Source organism: Candidatus Rhabdochlamydia porcellionis, assembly GCF_015356815.2.
GTDB lineage: Bacteria > Chlamydiota > Chlamydiia > Chlamydiales > Rhabdochlamydiaceae > Rhabdochlamydia > Rhabdochlamydia porcellionis.
In genome coordinates this window covers 74,078-93,510 of sequence record NZ_CP075585.1, presented here as the reverse complement: position 1 = coordinate 93,510, position 19,433 = coordinate 74,078, and the positions used below count along the sequence as shown (strand labels likewise).

Below are 19,433 nucleotides of genomic sequence, written 5' to 3'. Positions count from 1 at the left end.
AAGATGAGTCACAAAAAAAGAATCTTGCTAATCGAAGACGAAGAAGATATTGCAGCGCTAATCAAGTTACAAGCAGAAGCATCCGGATACAAGATGCATGTTGAAGTAGATGGAATAAACGGTTACCGCGCTATTGAAAGAGAAAAACCAGATCTAGTCATTCTCGATATCATGCTACCCGGACAAAACGGCTTTGACGTATGTCGTAAAATGAAAGCAAACCCCGATTTACGTGGTATTCCCGTCATCATTTTAACAGCTAAATCAGAAGAGTTAGATATGATTTTAGGCTTAGAACTAGGCGCTGATGATTATGTACCTAAACCCTTTTCTCCTAAAGTGCTTTTCTCCCGTATTAAAGCTGTTTTACGCCGTGCTAAAGAACCTGAAAAGGCACCAAAAATCATTACCTTTGGAGAATTCTCTCTTGAAGTAGACCGCTATTTACTCCGCAAAGGAGATAAAGTAATCACTATTACTTTATCTGAATTTGGCATTCTACGTCGCCTTCTTACAAACCGCGGTAAAGTTTTAACACGCAATCAATTACTCGACGACATCCATAATGATGATGCTTTTATCGTCGATCGGAACATAGATGTACACATCGCATCTTTGCGCAAAAAACTAGGTCCTAATTTTGATTGGATAGAAACCGTACGCGGTGTAGGGTATCGTTTCCGAGAGTAAAATAACAATCAATTTCTTGCACGTCTTCATATATTTTTTTATGTAACTCACTTTACGCACTCTCTATCGAAAGCCTTGGTCTTTAATGAGAAAACCTTCTTCTCTATTATGTGCGTAAAGTGAATTTTTTCAAATTTTTAGACGATGCTTTCCTCATTAACTTTAGTTTCTATCACACTAACAGGAATATAGCTCTGTGGCTTTTTCTTGCCGAAAATTATCCATCCAATAAATGCAGATAATGCAGAAAAAACTCCAAAAGATGCAGCTATAACTTTTGTTGTTGTAGAAGTCTTTGTTGTTGTTATAGGAACTTCTGTTGTTGTTACAGGAGCCTTAGTAGTAGGAACCTCTGTTGTTGTAGAAGCCTTTATTGTTGTTATAGGTGCTTCTGTTGTTGTTACAGGAGCCTTAGTAGTAGGAACCTCTGTTGTTGTAGAAGCCTTTATTGTTGTAGAAGCCTTTGTTGTTGTTATAGGTGCTTCTGTTGTTGTTACAGGAGTCTTTGTAGTAGTAGGAACCTCTGTTGTTGTTACAGGAGCCTTAGTAGTAGGAACCTCTGTTGTTGTAGAAGCCTTTATTGTTGTTATAGGTGCTTCTGTTGTTGTTACAGGAGTCTTTGTAGTAGGAACCTCTGTTGTTGTAGAAGCCTTTATTGTTGTTATAGGTGCTTCTGTTGTTGTTACAGGAGTCTTTGTAGTAGGAACCTCTGTTGTTGTAGAAGCCTTTGTTGTTGTAGAAGCCTTTGTTGTTGTTATAGGTGCTTCTGTTGTTACAGGAGCCTTAGTAGTAGGAACCTCTGTTGTTGTAGAAGCCTTTGTTGTTGTTATAGGTGCTTCTGTTGTTGTTACAGGAGTCTTTGTAGTAGGAACCTCTGTTGTTGTAGAAGCCTTTGTTGTTGTTATAGGTGCTTCTGTTGTTGTTACAGGAGTCTTTGTAGTAGTAGGAACCTCTGTTGTTGTTACAGGAGTCTTTGTAGTAGGAACCTCTGTTGTTGTAGAAGCCTTTGTTGTTGTTATAGGTGCTTCTGTTGTTGTTACAGGAGTCTTTGTAGTAGTAGGAACCTCTGTTGTTGTTACAGGAGTCTTTGTAGTAGGAACCTCTGTTGTTGTAGAAGCCTTTGTTGTTGTTATAGGTGCTTCTGTTGTTGTTACAGGAGTCTTTGTAGTAGTAGGAACCTCTGTTGTTGTTACAGGAGTCTTTGTAGTAGGAACCTCTGTTGTTGTAGAAGCCTTTGTTGTTGTTATAGGTGCTTCTGTTGTTGTTACAGGAGTCTTTGTAGTAGTAGGAACCTCTGTTGTTGTTACAGGAGCCTTAGTAGTAGGAACCTCTGTTGTTGTAGAAGCCTTTGTTGTTGTTATAGGTGCTTCTGTTGTTGTTACAGGAGCCTTAGTAGTAGGAACCTCTGTTGTTGTAGAAGCCTTTATTGTTGTTATAGGTGCTTCTGTTGTTGTTACAGGAGCCTTAGTAGTAGGAACCTCTGTTGTTGTAGAAGCCTTTGTTGTTGTTATAGGTGCTTCTGTTGTTGTTACAGGAGTCTTGACTTTTTCATCATTAACAGAAGATCTTTTAGTTTTTTTAACAGAAGATTTTTTAGTTTTTAAAGCATCTTTGGCCACTAAGATTGCATCTCTTTTAATAATATTTAACTGCTTTTCTAAAGCTTTTTGCGCGTTTGTATTGAATCTAATAAATTTTCCTGATTTACTCATTCGCTCTTGAACTTTTCCAACTGCACTTACCCAACTTGCTAACACCTGCTCTTTGTAGCTATTTTTTTTATCTTCAGGAGCTATGTCTAGCAATGTTTCAAAACGTTGTTGATAGATTTCTACAAATTCTTGACATTCATTTTCTTCATGATAAAAATTGAGAAACAAAAATAAAATCGTCTTCATACAGTTTATATGCTTTAAATAAACAGGTTCTGCTTCAAGGCTTTTTTTGCATTGCTTAATAAAGCTAGGTTTAAGATACTGATTAATCAATTTTTTAGCTTCCTGCTTATCAACCTGTTGCCTATCAATCCTTTCTATCTTAGAAAACGGTTCTAAAAGTTTATTGCATAGATTAGGAGTAACATGTTTTGCTTTAAAGAGAACTCGATTTAAATCCATAATCCGGTCTAAAGTTTCTTCACTCAAATTACTTGCTTCCTTTAAGAGTCGATCGTATGTTTCTACTAACAATTTATTTGATTCCCTCTTATCATTTGAAAAATCGCATTTCTTATCTTTTAGGGAATTTTGAAGATCTTTTGCAAAAGGGTTTTCTTTATCTCCTATTGATTTTATAAGCGTTAAACATGTATCTTCCATAGGAGAATTTCCGTACTTTTCTGTTGCTAAATGAACTTTTTGCAATACTTCATCTGACTTATTCTGATTAATGGAGTCAGCTGGAAAAGACCAGGCTAAATAAGAACTTGTCGTAGTGTTAAGTAAATTAGATAGAGTACTAGAATGCATTTTACACCTAAGTTTAAAAATTATTAATTTTATTAAGTATTGTTTTTTTATTTAAATTTTACTTATTTTCAAATAAGTTATTATTCTTTTTAAATTATGAAATAAAGCGATTATAAAAATAGATACCCGCATATAACTCTCTATTAAAAGAGATCCAAAAAATAGCCTCAAACATATCTTTGGGCTGCATTTCGATCACTTTAACTTACCTTGTTATGCAAAGTCTAGGTTTTTCCTTCTGCTCACGAGATAAAAGGTTATGAGATAGGATGAAACCTACTTTTTTACAAGTGTGTAGTTAATGGAAATTTTAAATTCAAATCACTATAGGTGATGGTGCAATAAAATGTGGAAAAACACACCTATTTGAAAACTACTTAAAACCGTTTTTTTAGCAGCTCTTTGACTCTATTCAGATCTAATTGTACTTTTTTCGTTCTATGCTTACTGACAAGCACTTTTCCTGTCGTTTTAGTACGACTCACATATTTAACTTCTGTAATCAATACCTCGGCTTGGTTTTGCTTACGAGCTTGACTAAAGTACAGAGCTAATTGCATAGCATCTTGCAAAATGACCTCATTGACTTGTTTGGCTTTAATAATCACATGAGAGCCTGCCATGGGAGTTATATGTAACCAGGTATCATTACCCTTTGCTATCGTAAAAGTTAATTTCTCATTTCCCTTAGCATTTTTTCCAACTAAAATGGTGTATTCCTTGTCTATAAAAGTGTGAAAATCACAAGCTTTATTACGTTCTTTTTTTAGAGAAGGTTTTTGGTAAGATAGCTCTACATTTGGGTTGGATAGTTCTTTCTGAAGTATACGCACTTTCTGATGAATCTCTTCTATAAACGAAGGATAGAGGCTCAATCTTTTTTTCCTTTTGCGTACCTCTTTAAAGCGCGCCTGTAATTGCTTTTGTATAGACATACTCGGATCTAAAGCTATTTCTATGAAAGATTGGTCTTCCCAATTCATGACTTGTATGCTTTTCATACCAGGGGTTATTTGGTACAAATGGCTTTTTAATAGTTCTGTTTCGTTTTGTAAAACCTGCCAGTCCTTTGCTTGACAATATTCCTTCTGATACTTTTGCAGTTGTTTTTCTAGTTTAAACAATTGATTAGATATTTTTTTGTGATGTGACGCGAGTAGAGCTTGTTTTTCTAATAACTGATAACGCTCTTCTATTTCCTTACTGGTGACAAAAGTAGGAGCATGATGGATAGCAGGTTTTACAAGGGGTTTTTTATAATGAGAAGAAGTGGGTTTGTTGCTAAGCATAATAGCAAATAACGAATCTGTAACAGCTAGAATCGGATGATGGTACATGAGCTCTGCGATAAAATAGAACTGTTCAAATCTTAGAGTAAGAATGCGATCTTCTGAGAGCAGAAAAACTTCCACACAGGCTCTTTCTCTTAAGATTTTATTTACTTGATCTGCAAAAACAGAAGGATAAATTTGATGCTTTTTATTTGTGAGATGAAAGCAACTAAAAGGTTTTTGCACACAGATCAGTAACTGAATATTACTAAATACAAACACATAGCTTGTAGGATTAATTTGCATAAACTTTATTAGGTTTTTACCTAAAATTCCTGTTTTAATTTCAGGAAGAAGAGAAAGCATCTCTGAGTAACTCAACATAGAATCTCTTTTTTTAAGATTGAAGACTTAAGTGCGCTATAAATACAAAAAAGAAGGCTCAAAGCCCTATGTTAATAACAAACCAAAATCAAGCACCTTATCAAAATACTCCTTATGTAAAACACTGTCTTGCACTCCATTTACATGAATAAGAATCGGCCTAACCGAACAAAACTTGGGAACCTTTAAAAATTTTCTCTTTTCTTCCATTTCTTTAATGATCTTCGGTCCCACCTTGTTTTTGGAAAACTTAACTTCGCATAAATAAAGGCTAAAGCGAGTCTGGATCATATAATCGATTTGACATCCTGATTGTTTCAAAGTAGCATTCTGAAAAAAAGGCCCATCCATGATAACCTCTTCTGGAGATAGTTGTAATAGATTCCAAATCATTTTACGATTGTGCACTACAAGATTTTCAAACTGTAGACCCATTATAGACTCCCAACCCAGAAGACGGTTTAATGCTACATGAGAAAAAGCTTCTTTCTCGATCTTTGAACGATTTGGAGCAATATATTTTAAATAGAATCGAAGATAATTATCACTCAATCGGTAAAGACTTAATTTACTCTCTTGTCTACTCGTTAAATTCCAAGTAAAATCTCTCTGGACAAATCCCGCTTTTACAAGATCATCCAAATGATTACTATATGCTCCTCCCACTCTTCTTTTCAATTCTTTACAAATCTGACTTAAGTCCTTAGAACCATTTGCTAGACAAGATATGATTTCTTTATGGCTTGCGTTTTTCCTAGAGAAAAGATCTGAAAATATTTCATCAAATTCTCTGACTAGAAGACCTCCTCGTGTAAAGCAAAGATCTCGAATATTTTGCTCCATAGGCAATTCAGGTTTCATGCGTTCAAGATAAAGAGGAATCCCTCCCGTAACAGATAAGAGTTTAAATTTTTCATGTGCTGTGATTCGCTTATCTTTAGGATGCCAAAAAGCATTACAAACATTTAAAGGAAGCTCTTCAATAACAAGATCAATGGCAATTCTCCCAACAAATCCAGTGCTACTTAAGATATTTTCTTCGATCCAAGAAGAGATTGAACCGCATAAAGCAAGTATTAACTGCGAATTTTTGCTAAAGTACATATCCCAAACAGTTTTTAGCTTACCTAAAAAGTTAGGATCTTTTCCTCCCATCCAAGATATTTCATCCAATACTATCAAAACCCGACCCTTTATGGTATGTTTAGAGAGATGCCAAAAAAGATTCCCCCAATCATCGGATTTGATACCTGGTAATCCAGTTCTTTCAAGTTGATAAGCGAACTCATCTCTCTAAGATTGCGCTGTTGTTTTTTGAGCAGGAGGCATCCCAGAAAAAAAGAAACTTTTCATCTCCTTCCCGAATTCTGCAAGAAGCCTACTCTTTCCAATGCGCCTTCTCCCTCTAACAACGATTAGGCTCGCACATCTAGCATCTAACAGTCCTTTAAGCCTAGCCATCTCGGTTTTTCTTCCTATAAACTTGGAAGGTGCCATCACTTATTTCCTCATTTTCCCATGCATTATACACATAAGAATCAATCAATAAAAAGCTTTTTGGCGATTTGTTGTTAGAATTTTGTCTTTTTCTTAAATATTTCAAATAACATCCCTCTTTGAAATCAGTAATTCTTTATCAAGAAACTCATCATTTTTGTTGGATATAAATTAAATTTTTACTTAGACTGTTTTGCATCCGAAAAGAGGAGAATTCCAATGGTAAATTCCATTACATCATTTGCGTCTAACGCTTACGCATCATTACCAACATTAAAAATTGATACGCCCTCTAACATGGCTAAAAAAACAACAACCATTGCCCTTTCAGCTGTTACTTTGATTGCATTAGCTAACCTTCCTAAAGCTTCGGCTGATCCATTTGTGGATTGTATGAATAACTGTAGGCGTAATGCAGACAACTCACTTGCGCTGCTGATATGTCAGACGCCTTGTTTATTTGCCAAGTAACATGAGATAATATGATTTCTCTAGGAGAATTTCTAATTAGCACTCCAGGACTTGTTTGCGTTCTTGCTATTAAAACATTGCTTGCTGCATTTTTTATTTGCAGCGGTATCCAAGTGTTTGATTTCAAAAAAAAATCTTCTTTCTTTAACTGGAAAAGAATAATTGGTCTGTTTCTATTAATCTTTGGCATAAGATTTTTGCTTGATGTCCTATTCTATTTTCAGGTTAGGTAATTAATTAACAGCACGGTTTCTTAAAAACCTCTTGTATCTATTGTTTTACTCAGAGCTCAATCATCTGAGAACATAATCTCATAACTGCATATATAACTTTTTATGATCTAAATCAAAAAACATTGTTTTTAGCAAGGAATCACAATTATAGGAAAAACTATCTCTACATTAAGCAGAAATTCATCTTGAGAAAAACCATCTATTCGTTTAAATCTTGCTATGTACTTACCTTAAAAACATGTATGACAACTACACAAAACATACACTCTGATTACAAATTACATACAGAAATAGCAAAAGTATGCTCAGAGTATCAGAAGAGCTTTAAAAATATAACTCGTCAATATGCTTTTTTCCATATTATTTTTTTTCTGATTACTTTTATAGAGCTGTCTATTTTAGTGCTATTTTTTACGTTCCTTACAAAACCCGCTGTCATTGCATTCACCTTAGCAGGGATTTTTCTAACTAGCTTTTCTTATTTCATGCTGCATTTTTATTTTCAAGCTAAGAAGCCACAACAAATGCAAGATATGCATAATCAATTTATCCAAGATTGTATTCATCATATTTCTTCTTCTAATGACTTAGCAGAATACCATCTCTTTCTCTCTCAAGCATTGCATATCTTCTTAAATACTTTTTCCTATCAAGAGCTTCAATATTACTCTCTACCTTTGCAATCAAAGGCCATCTCTTCTTTAATGGAAAAATTTAGTGTATGGATGCACTGGAAAGATCTCTATTTGATGAAAGAAAAGATCTTGTTCTCGATTATAGAACAACATATAGAATATGTAAAACTCTACCCAACAGACCTGCAAGCTCATGTAGGCCTTGGCAAAGCCTATCTTGAACTAGCAAACCTATACTGTCACCCTGATAAAATTTACGAAAAGAAATTGCCTTGGATCTCTCCTGAATACAATTCAGAGGAGTTACAAACCAAGTTCACTAAATCTTGCTATCGTGCCATTGAAGAATTTCATATTCTCGATGCTTATTCTCCAGAAAATCCTTGGGTACATGTGCAACTAGCAGGAATTTATCACAATTTAGATGAACCTTTAAAAGAGATTGAACATTATGAAAAGGTACTAGCTGTTGCAGAAAAAGAAGAGCAGATTCTTCTTCGTTTGGGAACTCTCTATTTTCAAAATGGTGCAAGCGCTAAAGGACTACAGCTTTATGAAAAACTCAAACAAATCAGCGAACAAGCCGCAGCTGAACTTCTCTCCCAATATGGATCTTTTAGTTTGTAGCTAATAACATTTTCCAATCCAATGAACCGATTAGAATACCTAATAGACATAATCCATTAGCTTTCCAATTGACTTTTTCTCGATAAAACCACCTACCCCATAAATTACAAAAAATAATCACTGTAATTGCAAATACAGGAAAAATAGCAGCATGCTCTAAAGAAGTAGAAGCCTCTGTTGATAAAATCATAAAAAATGTACCAATTCCATTGGTAAGTCCTCCATAAATACCATATTGTAATTCCAGAGGATTGAGAGCTTTGCCCCTTGTCTTAAAATAAAAAAGAGTTTGAAGAAGAGCTGCTGTAGCATACATGATGGGCATAAACCATTGGCAAGACGCTTCACCATTTTCAAAAAGGAAAAAAACCCCTCTTTCTTCAGGAAAATTAATGCAAAGAGCGCGCCATTGGAAAAACAATAAAAACAAAATATGTAAGAAAAAAGTGGCTGTCATAAAAATGAGCCATTTTTGAAAAGGAAAAGATCTAATAGCGCTATAGCCCGCCCAAAACAGTCCAATCACCATGAGAATAGAACCAAAAGCATTCCACGTTGTGTAAAAATAACCAAATTTACTTCCAAATAAAAGAACCATCGCTACTATGGGTAAGACCGTAGAAGCATTTAAAGCAGCAAAAGTGAGCCCAGGAGGACCTAATTCTAATGTTCTACCAAGAGATGTAAGCATAACAGAAAGAATAATCCCTGCAACTACAGCAAATAAAGCCATAGAGTAGCTCCAAGAAAAATTTGTCGTACGAATAGGGTTTAGGAAAACAGCAATGAGGGAAATTACACTTAGCATAATCATCAGAAATCCTTTTGTAGAGCCTCCCGAGTCAATGCTACGACGCATACAAAAATTACTAATAGCTACAAAAAATGAGGATAATAACATCAATTGTATTCCCATATTCCTCCACATGATGGATCAGCGTAAGAAAAAATGTTTTTTTGCTCAACATTTGAAGAATATTGTATCGTGAATATAATTTAAAAAAAATTCAAGTGGGAGAAAACCGCGTGAAAAGAAATGTTTTTTTACTATCGATTGCTTTACTGACTTCAAGCTATCTACATGCAGACCCAGATGATCCTGTTTTTAGAGAAAGTATTGAGCTCAGGCAAATTGCCGATTATTGGAAAGAACAAGAGTATACATTAGCTAAAGAACGCATTTACCAATTTTTAGAAACCTACCCAACGACTGTTTTTAAAGAGCAGTTATATGCCATGCTAGCTGATCTTTTTGTAAAAGAGAAAAATTATCTAGCAGCCATAGATTTTTATCAAAAAATTCCTTTCGGAAAAAAATCGCAAACCAGTTTATTTCACAATGTCTATTGCCTCTATCAATTAGGTCTATGGGAAGAAGTGATTACACAAGCTCCACATGTAATGAAACACGCCAGCACAACTAAAGAACAATTAGACACAATGCGTTTTTCTTTTGCAGAAGCTTTGATGCAAACCGCACTAAAGATCGAAGACCCTTCTCATAAAAAAGAAATGCTTTTACAAGCCGAATCTGAGTATAAAAGACTGCTTAGTACCCGTTATGTTTGTGATTCTCTCTATTCTTTAGCTCATATCAATGCCCTTTTAGAAAACCCTATGCAAGCAGCCAATCTCTATCTCATGCTAGCTGAAAAAGACTCTGAAAATAAAGAGCAGTACTTATTCCAAGCGGGCTATTTACAAATGAAAATAGATCCAGATAAAGCTATGGAAAATTTGGAAAAAGTCTGTTCTTTGAAAAAAGAAAAAGGATCTCAAGCAGCTCATCTATTATTACAAATACTCTTTCAGCAAAAAGAGTACAGTAAATTCCTCGTCATGCGCGAGAAATTAAGCGATCTCATCGTTTCAGATCCTTTGATTTCCTATTATACAGGCAAAAGCCTGTATCAAACCAATAATCCCGATCAAGCGATCTTTTTTCTCATGCAATTTCTCGAAAGTCCCCATGACGCCTCTTATGAAAAAAGCTCCCTAATCACTTTGATTTCTTGCGCAAAAATGACTAAAAACTGGTCTCTTTTAGAAGAAAATCTTGAATACTTAACGCACTCTTTCCCTCAAGATACGCAAACATTAGATCTGATTTTGATGTACACCCAGCTATGTAAACAAGATAAAAACTGGGGAAAAATGGCAGAGTACTTACAAAAGCTATTAGAATTATCCCCCGATCATCCTCAAAAAGAAACCCTGATTTACGAACAAGCTCTTTGTTCTATTCACGAACAAAACTTAAGCCAAGCCATTCAGAAAATTTTAGCATTTTTAGAAAACTTTCCTCATTCTGTTTATGCAAAATCCGCATGGCGCCAGCTTTTAAATTGTCACATGCAAGATTTAAAACAATCTCCTCTGGATCTATACTCTACAAAACAAGCTGTATTCATCACCCATGCAACAAAAGCATTGGAACAACCAGAGCTTTTTTCCGAGGAAGAAAAACAAAAAATGCACTGGCTGCTCATTCAATCCTTATTTGAGCAAAAACAATATCAAAAATCTCTAGATGCATCTGAAAAATATATAGAGCAATATGGATATTCAGCTGATATATATCTGTTCACAGCTCTGTGTCAAGAACATCTCGGTGTAGGAGCTCTTCAAATAGCAGAGAACTTCGAAAAAGCACTAGCTGATCCTAAATCTACACATAGACGCATTTGCAATCGCAAACTTTACAACTTATATCTATCTGCTGCACAAGAAATGCCTGAAAGCTCAAACAGGGATCTTTTTTTAAAAGCAGCAAATTATCTATTTGCCAACATAGATGAACCAGTAGAGCTAAATAACCTCGATTGGCTGGCTCATTTTTACTATCAGCAATTTGAAATTGCAGAAAAAGAAGAAAAACATCTTTATGCTAAGCGAGCCAAAATATCTTTTGAAAAACTTCTTAATCACAGCAGCTTGCCTGTTGAATCTTGGTTAGAAGTAGAAGTACTAAAACTTTGCGCTCTATATGATTATCTTGGAGAAAAAGCAAAAAAAACTTCTCTTTTAGAAACACTAACAAAGCAGCAAAAAGATTTTTCCTCTATAGAATGGAAATGGCAAAGAAGGGTGCTCTTTGAATTAGCTCTTTCCTATCAAGAACAAAAACGCTATAAGGAAGCAATTAAAGTGTATGATAACCTCATTGACTCTTCCAAACACGTATTATCTTACTACGGAAGTGCTGCTCTTTTAGAAAAAGCAAGATTACAATTCTCTCTACTCTCTGAACAAGAAAAACAAGAGGGTTCTACAGATATTATAGCTATTTGCGATGCGCTAAAAGAAGTACAAATCAGAAAAAAACTTTTATCAGAACCGCTTCATTTGGAAGCTGCCTTGGAATACATCGAAGTAAAAACCTGTATATCTTCTAGACCTTTAGAAAGGAAATTAGAGTTGCTTCTACAGATGAGAGATGACTTTTCTTCAACAGAGGACCCGTCTGTTCAACACTACCTCTCGACACAAGATCTTTTTCCAGATAAAATGCAATTGTATCAAGATTATTTAAGCTTTATTGATTTAGAGATAATCTCTATAAAGGCTCAATTAGCTAAAAAAAATCAACGTAAAAACATTTATCAGAAATTGAAAAAAAATGCCCTTGCCAGATTCGATGAATTAAAAGAAAAAGGCCTACATGACTCATTACAAATGAGAGTGAAATTGAGTAAGGAGGCTCTACAAGATATTTTATGACAGCATCCTTAAAGAACCGTTTCATTTTTCTCTCATGTCTTATTTTTTCTCTTGCTATGCATGTAGCTTGTATATGTATCCTTTATTCTCTTTCTTTGCATAAACAGCACAATTTCTCTGCACTTTTTTGGTTATCATCATCAAATCCTCACCTTTTACAAATAGATGAGGAGAACAAAGAACATACTCTGCAAGAAGTTTTTGAACAAATTGTGGTGGTTCCCTCAAATCATCAAACTCCGTATGATCTACTCTCATCTAATCGTCCATTTGAGTTAGCTCCTGATCTAGAATTGGTTGATTCTTTCTCTTTTGTAAAAAGAAATCCTCTATCTTTTTCTATAGAAGAATCTTCTTCTCTAGCCTCTGTTTGCTTACCAAAATTAGAAAACGAGCCTCTTTTAACTCCTCCTGCTACCTCAATGGATTCTTTTGTTAATAAAAAACTAGAAATCGATCCTGTAATGCAAACAACACTAGCCACTCAACTACCAAAAGCATCAGAGGCTAATGATAAGCAGCAACTATCCTTACCTAGAGAAAATAGAAAAGCGACTATTTACAAAGAAAATCTAAAATTTCCTCTAGCAGATCCTGCAATACATTTATCCATTCAAAATGTTTCCCCTATTATAGACCCTCATCAAATGGATCAACTAGCTGCTCAAATGAAAAATCCTCCTACTCTTTTTTCAGAAATAGAACATTTGAAAGTTCTGCGTCATTTTTTACCTGAGATCTCTCCTATTTCTCGTTTGAAAAACTACTGCTTTCCTTCTTTTGCCATTGCCAATGATTGGAATCACCTTTTCGAAACACACGTAAGCTATACTCCTCAAGATAAAGGATATGTATTCTCCGTTGAGCTTTTCCCCAAACGAGACTTAAGCCACTATCGCTTAAAACAACATATCTGCTTTATTCTAGATCGTTCCAGCTCCGTTCCTAGACACCGTTTCGCTGTTTTTAAAAGGGCGGTTCTAAAAGCATTAGCAAGCATGCAAGAAGAGGATAGCTTTAACATTTTTATCATTGATAAAAAAATAACCTGTTTTAATACATCTAATCTCAAAATTTCTAAACAAAATATTCGCCAAGCGGAAGAATTTTTAGAAGCGCAAACATTTGGTAGCAGAGCTTCTTCTTCCGATATTTATAAAAGCTTGGAAAACTTGCTTTTAGATCTATCTCAGCAAGAGATCGTTTGTAATGCCATTTTGTTAACCTCTGGGAAAAATACATTTAATTCTACATTACAACAACAAACGGTTAAAAAATGGCTAGAAAATAAACAAGGCCACATAACACTTCATACCGCAGCTGTAGGAAGAGAAAATGATCTGACATTTTTCAATCTTATGAGTACGAGCAGTGGAGGTTTTTTAGTTTATTCCGATACACATGCCTCTTTCCCACGTAAACTAGCTAAGTTGGTATTAGATTTAAAAGATCCACTTCTGACACATCTTATTCTTTCAGCTAGACCCTCTGATGTTACTTCTTTTGTGGACTTAAGCCCATCTTCTCAATCGGTTCTCTATCAAGGGACTCCTTATAGAATTACAGGGTATATCGACGATCCTTGTACGTTTGAACTATCCATCCAAGGTAAACAACATCGCCAATGGATCGCCATCAAAAAAACCATCTGCTTTGCTGATGCAGAAGAAGCAGATCCTTCTTTAGAAAACCAATGGAAAATGACAAAAGCACATGCGCGTTTTTTAAAAGAAGGTAAGAAAGATCTACTAAGCGATGCAGAAAAAGTGTTAAAATCTCGCTTTGAAGCAGCATTCGAATGAGTTTGCGTATTCTAGGCGGAGATTTTCGCGGCCGCCTGCTTAAATCCCCCAAAACTCCATCAACCCGTCCTACTCTAGCAGTACTTCGCAAAGCGGTATTTGACATTCTTCATAATAAGATTGAAGATGCTCTTTTCCTCGATTTATTTGCAGGATCTGGAGCAATGGGGATAGAAGCTTTGAGTCGAGGAGCTTCACATGCCACCTTTATCGATAACAATTCGGTAGCAATACGCTGTCTAAAAGAAAATATTCAACTATTGCAATTAGAAAAATACTGCTCTATTTTGTCATGTAGCTATAAACAAGCATTAAAACAGTTAGTAAAAAAAGAGCTCCAGTTTGATATCGCTTATATCGATCCTCCTTATGAACTCTCTCTTAAAACAACTATTTTGCAAGAGATTTTTGCATTATTTGATAATTCTTGTTTAATTAAACCCAATGGAATTGTCTTTATTGAAGAAACCGCTCACACGCAGTTTGAGCTTAAATCATTTACATTTGCGAATATGCGGAAATTTAGCGGTACGCTTTTGCAGCAGTATCAAAAAAAAGCACCTACTAAAGATCCATGTCTTTAGTAGGTTTAAAAAAAGAGATTATACTTTTTTTCCTTTTTCATAAAAAGATTCTACCATTTTGCCCTCTTTATCATATTTCTTCTTCACACCATGTAACTCATCTTCGAGAAAGGTCTGAGAGATATAAGGGGATCCATCATCGTAGAATTTATTAAATTTGCCATGTCGTTTACCCTCTTGGTATTCCGCTTCAAACACAAGAATCCCTTCTGCATTCCATTCTTGATAAAGACCATTCATAAGATCATTGTGATACTCTACACTTTTGGCAAGCTCTCCATTCAAATGGTAGGTTTTTTCAGTTCCCTCTCTCTTATCTTGTTGATAGGGTGTCTCTACAAAAGGTTTCTGATTGGGATAATATTGTACGCATATCCCTTCCTTACTATCTTGATGAAAAGGTACAGCTACTAATAATTGTCCTTCTGGTGAAAATATTTTAGCAACTCCCTCTTTTTTTCCATTTATATAAGGAGTAACTCCTATTTTTGCTCCTGTTTCGTTATATTCTATAACCTCTTTTTCCAATTGGTCATTTACGAAAAAAGATTCAAAGGCTTTGATCCTTGCAAAGTACTCATTTGGCGGATAATATACTTCGTGAACACCGTTTCTTTGATTATCCTTATAGTGGTAAACAACTTCTCTGCCATCAGGCAATTTTTCAAAAAATCGTCCATCGAGCTTACCCTGATTGTAGTTAGCCTCCTCTATCAACACTCCTTCAACTGACCAAATGGATTTACTTCCATGCATTTGGCCATGTTCATAATGCACGCACGAGCAAAGAGCTCCATTTGGATGATAGACCCTTTGTTCACCATGCATTTCCCCTTTTTCATCAAAAAATATATGTTGGGCGATTTGTAAAAGTTTTTTGTCTGTGTTAACCACACCTTTTTCTTGTAGCTGCTGAGCAGAATAATACTCCTTGTGTTCTCCTATAGGAAGACCTTGTTTAAATGTTTTTACGGCGCAAGGACTGCCGTCTTCATACCAAGTTTTCATAGTTCCTTCTAATAGATCATTAGAATAGCTCACAAGCGCTTTTTGCTGACCGCTCGGATAGTATTCTTCATGTACACCATTGAGTTTTCCTTGATCGTTATAATGTGTGATTTCTCTGAGGAGATTTTTGCTCCACCATGCTTTTATAACACCTATTAACCTATCTTGGTCGTAATTAGCAGATACAATCAGTTCTTTTTTATCATTCCACTCTTGATATAATCCTTGCTTTTTCCCTAAATCAAATCGAACGCTTAATTGTAAAACTCCATTTTCATGCCAATGCTTTTGCTCTTGATCCAACTTACCCATTACATGATGTTCCTGAGTTTTAAGCTGTCCATTTTCATACCATTGTTCATAAAGACCGTCTAAGCTTTTATTTTTGAAAACAGCTCTTTGTGCGAGGTTTCCGTTCTCATACCATTCTTCGTAAAGCCCTTCTTTTTCATTCTCTACATACATGGCTTTTAATTTGATTTGTCCTGATGGATAGTACTCTTTCTGTTCCCCATTGAGTTTCCCTATATCGTAGTTATATTCTACTTTAAGATTTCCATTATCATGCCACTGCAGATATTTCTGATGATTTTTACCATCTAGCAGAGAGTATTGAGCAATGAGTTGTCCTTTGTCATTGCATTCAATGATAGGTTCTATGGTATTGCCTCTTTCATCAAAATGCGCGGATAAAACTTGTACACCATTCTCTGCTTTGCGCCAGTGCTTACCAACCGGCTGACCTTTTACGTAATTACCCTCTCCTAGTAATTTACCTTCCGTACTGAAAAAGCGTTCTTTGCCCTCTTTTAAATCCTCTTTATAAGCTACCTTATAGCTCTCTTGTCCATTAGCATGATATTTGACATGTAGCCCTACAAGCTTTCCTTCACAAAAATCTTGAACCTCTTGAATTACCTCATCTGGCGTGTAGGCAATAACCGCAGGATCCCTACCATTGGAATGAAGAGATCCATTTTTATATTGAAGAACAGTTTTTTTCCTACCCGTTGGATACCATTCCATTGCACACCCATGAGGAACACCTTCTTCATAAGGAATGATAGCAGCGCGTTTGCCCTTTTCGTGATATCTGATTACTTCGCCGATAATCTTCCCATTCTCATAAACCGCCTCTTCTGCTTTTTCTGCATTGGGATAATAGGAAACCATTAATCCGTCTCTTTGTCCCTGCTTAAATCCACAAGTTCCTTGCAGCGTTCCATCTGGGAAAAAAAGCTTCATGGTTCCATGTAGCACTCCACGATCATAGATCATTTGCTTCTCTAATTTACCTTCAGCTGTAAAAAATAAACACACACCATGAGGTACAGTTTTTAACTCTTCTTCTTCCTCTATTACAGATAGATCTGTTTCTGTTCTAATCTGTCCATTGGGATAGAGTAAAATTTGTTTAACAGCTCGATTAGGTTCCCGATCGTAGAATACCACTTTTTTAGGAGTTGAATTGGGATAGGTTTCTACAGTTTTAGAAGACCAGTGAGGTTGACGCATCTTAGGAACAACTTCATTGGCAAAGGATATTTTTGCAAATAAAAGACAAAAGGTTAAAAAGACAAATCTCATCATAATAGAGTCTCCTTGAAATAACTATTTTTTCACTTAAGCATAAAGCAGCTATCTCTTTCAGACAAGCTCTTAAGAAATCTATAAAAATAAATTTATAAAAAAGCTATGCAGCCTTACAAAGAGCATTCTAAATCTTATATACAAAACAACTATATAGAAATTAAAATATATAATTAATTGATGTTATTTTATTAATTATAGATTAAAAATTAAGAACAATCTTGTTTATTATTGCCTGATTCTTTTATGGTATGGAAAGATTGTATGTCTTTTATATTTCCAAATTTTTTATTACTATAATTTTATTAAATCAGTTTTTACTAAAACTTTTTAGCATTTCAAAAATGGGAGCAATGCATTATGACTTTTAAAATAGGATCCCATCCCCCGTTGTACACTAGCCAAAAAACGAAAACAAAAACATTAACTTCTGTAAACCAAGGATCAGAAAAAAGCAGCACTACATGGTACGCTAGAGGAATTGACCCATCTCCTACTCAAGAAAACAGACGTCCACCAGCCCCTAAACTCTCTCCTGACAGGGTGAATATTATCCCTGTAGCATTACAAGCACCGCTAAAAAATAAGCCCACACCACTGCCTAGATCTAATACAACACATTTAAGTTCAACATCGGAACCTTCTAAAATAGACAAGACAGATATTAGTATCAAAAACAAGATTCCTCCTGAACCGCTACCTAGATCTAATGATAAGCAAAAAAAAGCATTTCGAGCTGACTTATCAGATGTTACTAGTGCCAAAAATGCTCTTAAACCCACTGATAAAAAGATTCCCCTCCTTCCTTCATCTCAAGAAAATAAACCTAATCTCGATTCTGCTTCCGTGAGCACTGCAACTTCGCGAAGGGTTTCTTTTACATCGGAAATCAGCGCATCAAAAACTCCTAATATACCCATTAAAAGTATCCTCAAAAAAATTTCATCATTCAGTAAAACAATAGATACAAAAGCAGTGACTAAAGATTCAGAAATCAATGCATCGGAAACTCTTCTTTCTAACAATACGGATATAGAATCTAAAGAAGAGCTAGCAGGATGGGTTGATGTGGATAAAATATTTAGCGAATGTTTCGAATACCTTAATGATCATAGTTCCCCTTAAAACTTTTCTAAATATAAAGAACGCTATTTAGTGCTTGATGATTTCTTTAAAGTAGATCATCAAGCACTTCTTTATTAATTTTTGTAAGATTCTAAAGTTCATATAGAAATCTGAAACTTTCTATTTCAGTAACTAAATCTACTATTTTTTATTTACTATTTAATGAGTCTATCATAATATAAATAAAGAAAAAGCATAATCTATACATATTAAATAATAATATTAAAAAATTAATAGTGGTTTAATTTATGACTAGCTTTGTAGACCCTTCTTACACCTCAAAATCCACTTATCAAAACATCCAAAATAATCCATCCATAAAGCTAACTCTTTATGAGAGAATCTCTCAATTATTCTTTTGTTTATATGAGAAGATATCTAATCTCTTTTCTAGAAAACCAAACCAAATGAAGAAACTAAAAGGGATAGAACCTATTTACGATGTCCCCAAAAACAATCAACTGGTAAAAAAACCCACTCTTTACGAGAGAATATCTAACCTTTTTTCTAGAGAGCCTAGTCAAGAACAGCTAGAAGAAATGAATAGGCAGAATACTCAACTAAAACAAGGTCTTGAAAAATTACATCATTACATTTGTGTAAATGCAACACGAATTAACAAACTAGAAGCTTGTGCTCATACTCTAAAAGATGTAATAGATGCTAAAGAGGCCGAAAACAGCTTATCAAAACAAACTATCCCTCTGGAAGAGGAACTTTACTCTAATAGAACACAAGTTAGCCGATTAGATAGTGGATTTTCAGAGTTTCTTCCTATGGAAAAAAAGCATAGCCTTCTTTCAAAAGCAAGATCATACCTTGAAACAAAAATAGGACAGGAAATCATTAATTGTGCCAGGATTCAAATAGGAAAATCCTAGCACAATCAATGTCGCAAAAAGAGACAAACTAGCTTAGTAACCCCAAAGGGATTTTTAACTAAAACCCTATCCAGCAAAGAAGAATCCCATATACCAGAGGGAAAATTCCATTTAACCTGATGCAAGAGTGTGAACTCATTGTACATTTAATCAAAAGCTGCGGGAAAAACAGAATCATGAGACCGCGAATTAAAAACAGCCAACCCAATATGGAAATCAATACAAACATGCTCATATCCCAATAATTGTATTCATTAAGGATAAAAAGACCAATTAGTAGACTAATAGATCCATGACAATAAAAAATAGCTGGCGTACTTTTCATAGATGTCATGATTTTATGAGCGTTGTGATGATAAAACAACATCCATAACCCTAAAATTAATAAAAAGGGACCAAAAATTCTGGCCAACCCTATTGCTGTATCCACCCTTACCTCCTTAAATT

General features: G+C 35.0%; 15 protein-coding genes. 8 read left to right on the top strand and 7 right to left on the bottom strand.

Annotation, left to right across the window (positions count from 1 at the left end; genetic code table 11):
- Positions 1-3: 3 nt before the first annotated feature.
- A complete protein-coding gene (locus tag RHAB15C_RS00375; RefSeq protein WP_194845051.1) occupies positions 4-690 on the top strand; it encodes a response regulator transcription factor in 687 nt (228 codons plus the stop codon).
- 137 nt (positions 691-827) lie between these two features.
- Here the strand turns inward: RHAB15C_RS00375 and RHAB15C_RS00370 are convergent, their stop codons facing one another.
- The 4 genes from RHAB15C_RS00370 to RHAB15C_RS07195 form a co-directional block, all read right to left on the bottom strand.
- Positions 828-3,158 carry a hypothetical protein gene (locus RHAB15C_RS00370; protein WP_220716052.1) on the bottom strand — a complete coding sequence of 777 codons (2,331 nt, stop codon included), beginning with the start codon at positions 3,156-3,158 and terminating at the stop codon, positions 828-830.
- Positions 3,159-3,535: 377 nt separating this feature from the next.
- Positions 3,536-4,813 (bottom strand): NFACT RNA binding domain-containing protein, encoded by a 1,278-nt coding sequence (locus tag RHAB15C_RS00365; RefSeq protein WP_194845904.1) that lies wholly within the window; start codon positions 4,811-4,813, stop codon positions 3,536-3,538.
- 66 nt (positions 4,814-4,879) lie between these two features.
- A complete protein-coding gene (locus RHAB15C_RS00360; protein ID WP_246587564.1) occupies positions 4,880-5,995 on the bottom strand; it encodes an AAA family ATPase in 1,116 nt (371 codons plus the stop codon).
- A gap of 111 nt (positions 5,996-6,106) precedes the next feature.
- Entirely contained in the window at positions 6,107-6,310 is a 204-nt protein-coding gene (locus RHAB15C_RS07195) for a hypothetical protein (RefSeq protein ID WP_246587563.1), read from the bottom strand.
- Positions 6,311-6,529: 219 nt separating this feature from the next.
- Between RHAB15C_RS07195 and RHAB15C_RS00355 the strand changes: the two genes are divergently transcribed.
- Both RHAB15C_RS00355 and RHAB15C_RS00350 read left to right on the top strand, forming a co-directional pair.
- Positions 6,530-6,781 (top strand): hypothetical protein, encoded by a 252-nt coding sequence (locus RHAB15C_RS00355; RefSeq protein ID WP_220716051.1) that lies wholly within the window; start codon positions 6,530-6,532, stop codon positions 6,779-6,781.
- A 475-nt stretch (positions 6,782-7,256) separates the two neighbouring features.
- Positions 7,257-8,276 carry a tetratricopeptide repeat protein gene (locus tag RHAB15C_RS00350; RefSeq protein WP_194845902.1) on the top strand — a complete coding sequence of 340 codons (1,020 nt, stop codon included), beginning with the start codon at positions 7,257-7,259 and terminating at the stop codon, positions 8,274-8,276.
- Here the strand turns inward: RHAB15C_RS00350 and RHAB15C_RS00345 are convergent.
- Positions 8,266-9,192: a hypothetical protein gene (locus tag RHAB15C_RS00345; protein WP_194845901.1), complete on the bottom strand. Its 927-nt coding sequence runs from the start codon at positions 9,190-9,192 to the stop codon at positions 8,266-8,268. The genes RHAB15C_RS00350 and RHAB15C_RS00345 overlap by 11 nt on opposite strands.
- Positions 9,193-9,302: 110 nt before the next feature.
- Here RHAB15C_RS00345 and RHAB15C_RS00340 point away from each other — a divergent pair, with 110 nt between their 5' ends.
- Genes RHAB15C_RS00340 through rsmD form a run of 3 tightly spaced genes read left to right on the top strand, consistent with a single transcriptional unit; the run spans position 9,303 to position 14,382 of the window.
- Positions 9,303-11,996, top strand: coding sequence for a tetratricopeptide repeat protein (locus tag RHAB15C_RS00340; RefSeq protein WP_194845900.1), 2,694 nt, complete (start codon positions 9,303-9,305; stop codon positions 11,994-11,996).
- Positions 11,993-13,798, top strand: a complete 1,806-nt coding sequence (locus tag RHAB15C_RS00335; RefSeq protein WP_194845899.1) for a vWA domain-containing protein — start codon at positions 11,993-11,995, stop codon at positions 13,796-13,798. The genes RHAB15C_RS00340 and RHAB15C_RS00335 overlap by 4 nt, the downstream gene beginning before the upstream one ends.
- Complete coding sequence (gene rsmD, locus RHAB15C_RS00330; RefSeq protein WP_194845898.1) at positions 13,795-14,382, top strand: 16S rRNA (guanine(966)-N(2))-methyltransferase RsmD; 588 nt, start codon at positions 13,795-13,797, stop codon at positions 14,380-14,382. The genes RHAB15C_RS00335 and rsmD overlap by 4 nt, the downstream gene beginning before the upstream one ends.
- 18 nt (positions 14,383-14,400) lie before the next feature.
- Here the strand turns inward: rsmD and RHAB15C_RS00325 are convergent, their stop codons facing one another.
- Positions 14,401-16,980, bottom strand: coding sequence for a toxin-antitoxin system YwqK family antitoxin (locus RHAB15C_RS00325; protein WP_194845897.1), 2,580 nt, complete (start codon positions 16,978-16,980; stop codon positions 14,401-14,403).
- 360 nt (positions 16,981-17,340) lie between these two features.
- Between RHAB15C_RS00325 and RHAB15C_RS00320 the strand changes: the two genes are divergently transcribed.
- On the top strand, positions 17,341-18,105 hold the full coding sequence (locus RHAB15C_RS00320; protein WP_194845896.1) for a hypothetical protein: 765 nt from the start codon (positions 17,341-17,343) through the stop codon (positions 18,103-18,105).
- 248 nt (positions 18,106-18,353) lie between these two features.
- A complete protein-coding gene (locus RHAB15C_RS00315; protein WP_194845895.1) occupies positions 18,354-18,986 on the top strand; it encodes a hypothetical protein in 633 nt (210 codons plus the stop codon).
- A gap of 58 nt (positions 18,987-19,044) precedes the next feature.
- On the opposite strand, the gene RHAB15C_RS00310 is transcribed toward RHAB15C_RS00315, so the two are convergent.
- Positions 19,045-19,416 (bottom strand): hypothetical protein, encoded by a 372-nt coding sequence (locus RHAB15C_RS00310; protein WP_194845894.1) that lies wholly within the window; start codon positions 19,414-19,416, stop codon positions 19,045-19,047.
- Positions 19,417-19,433 lie beyond the last annotated feature (17 nt).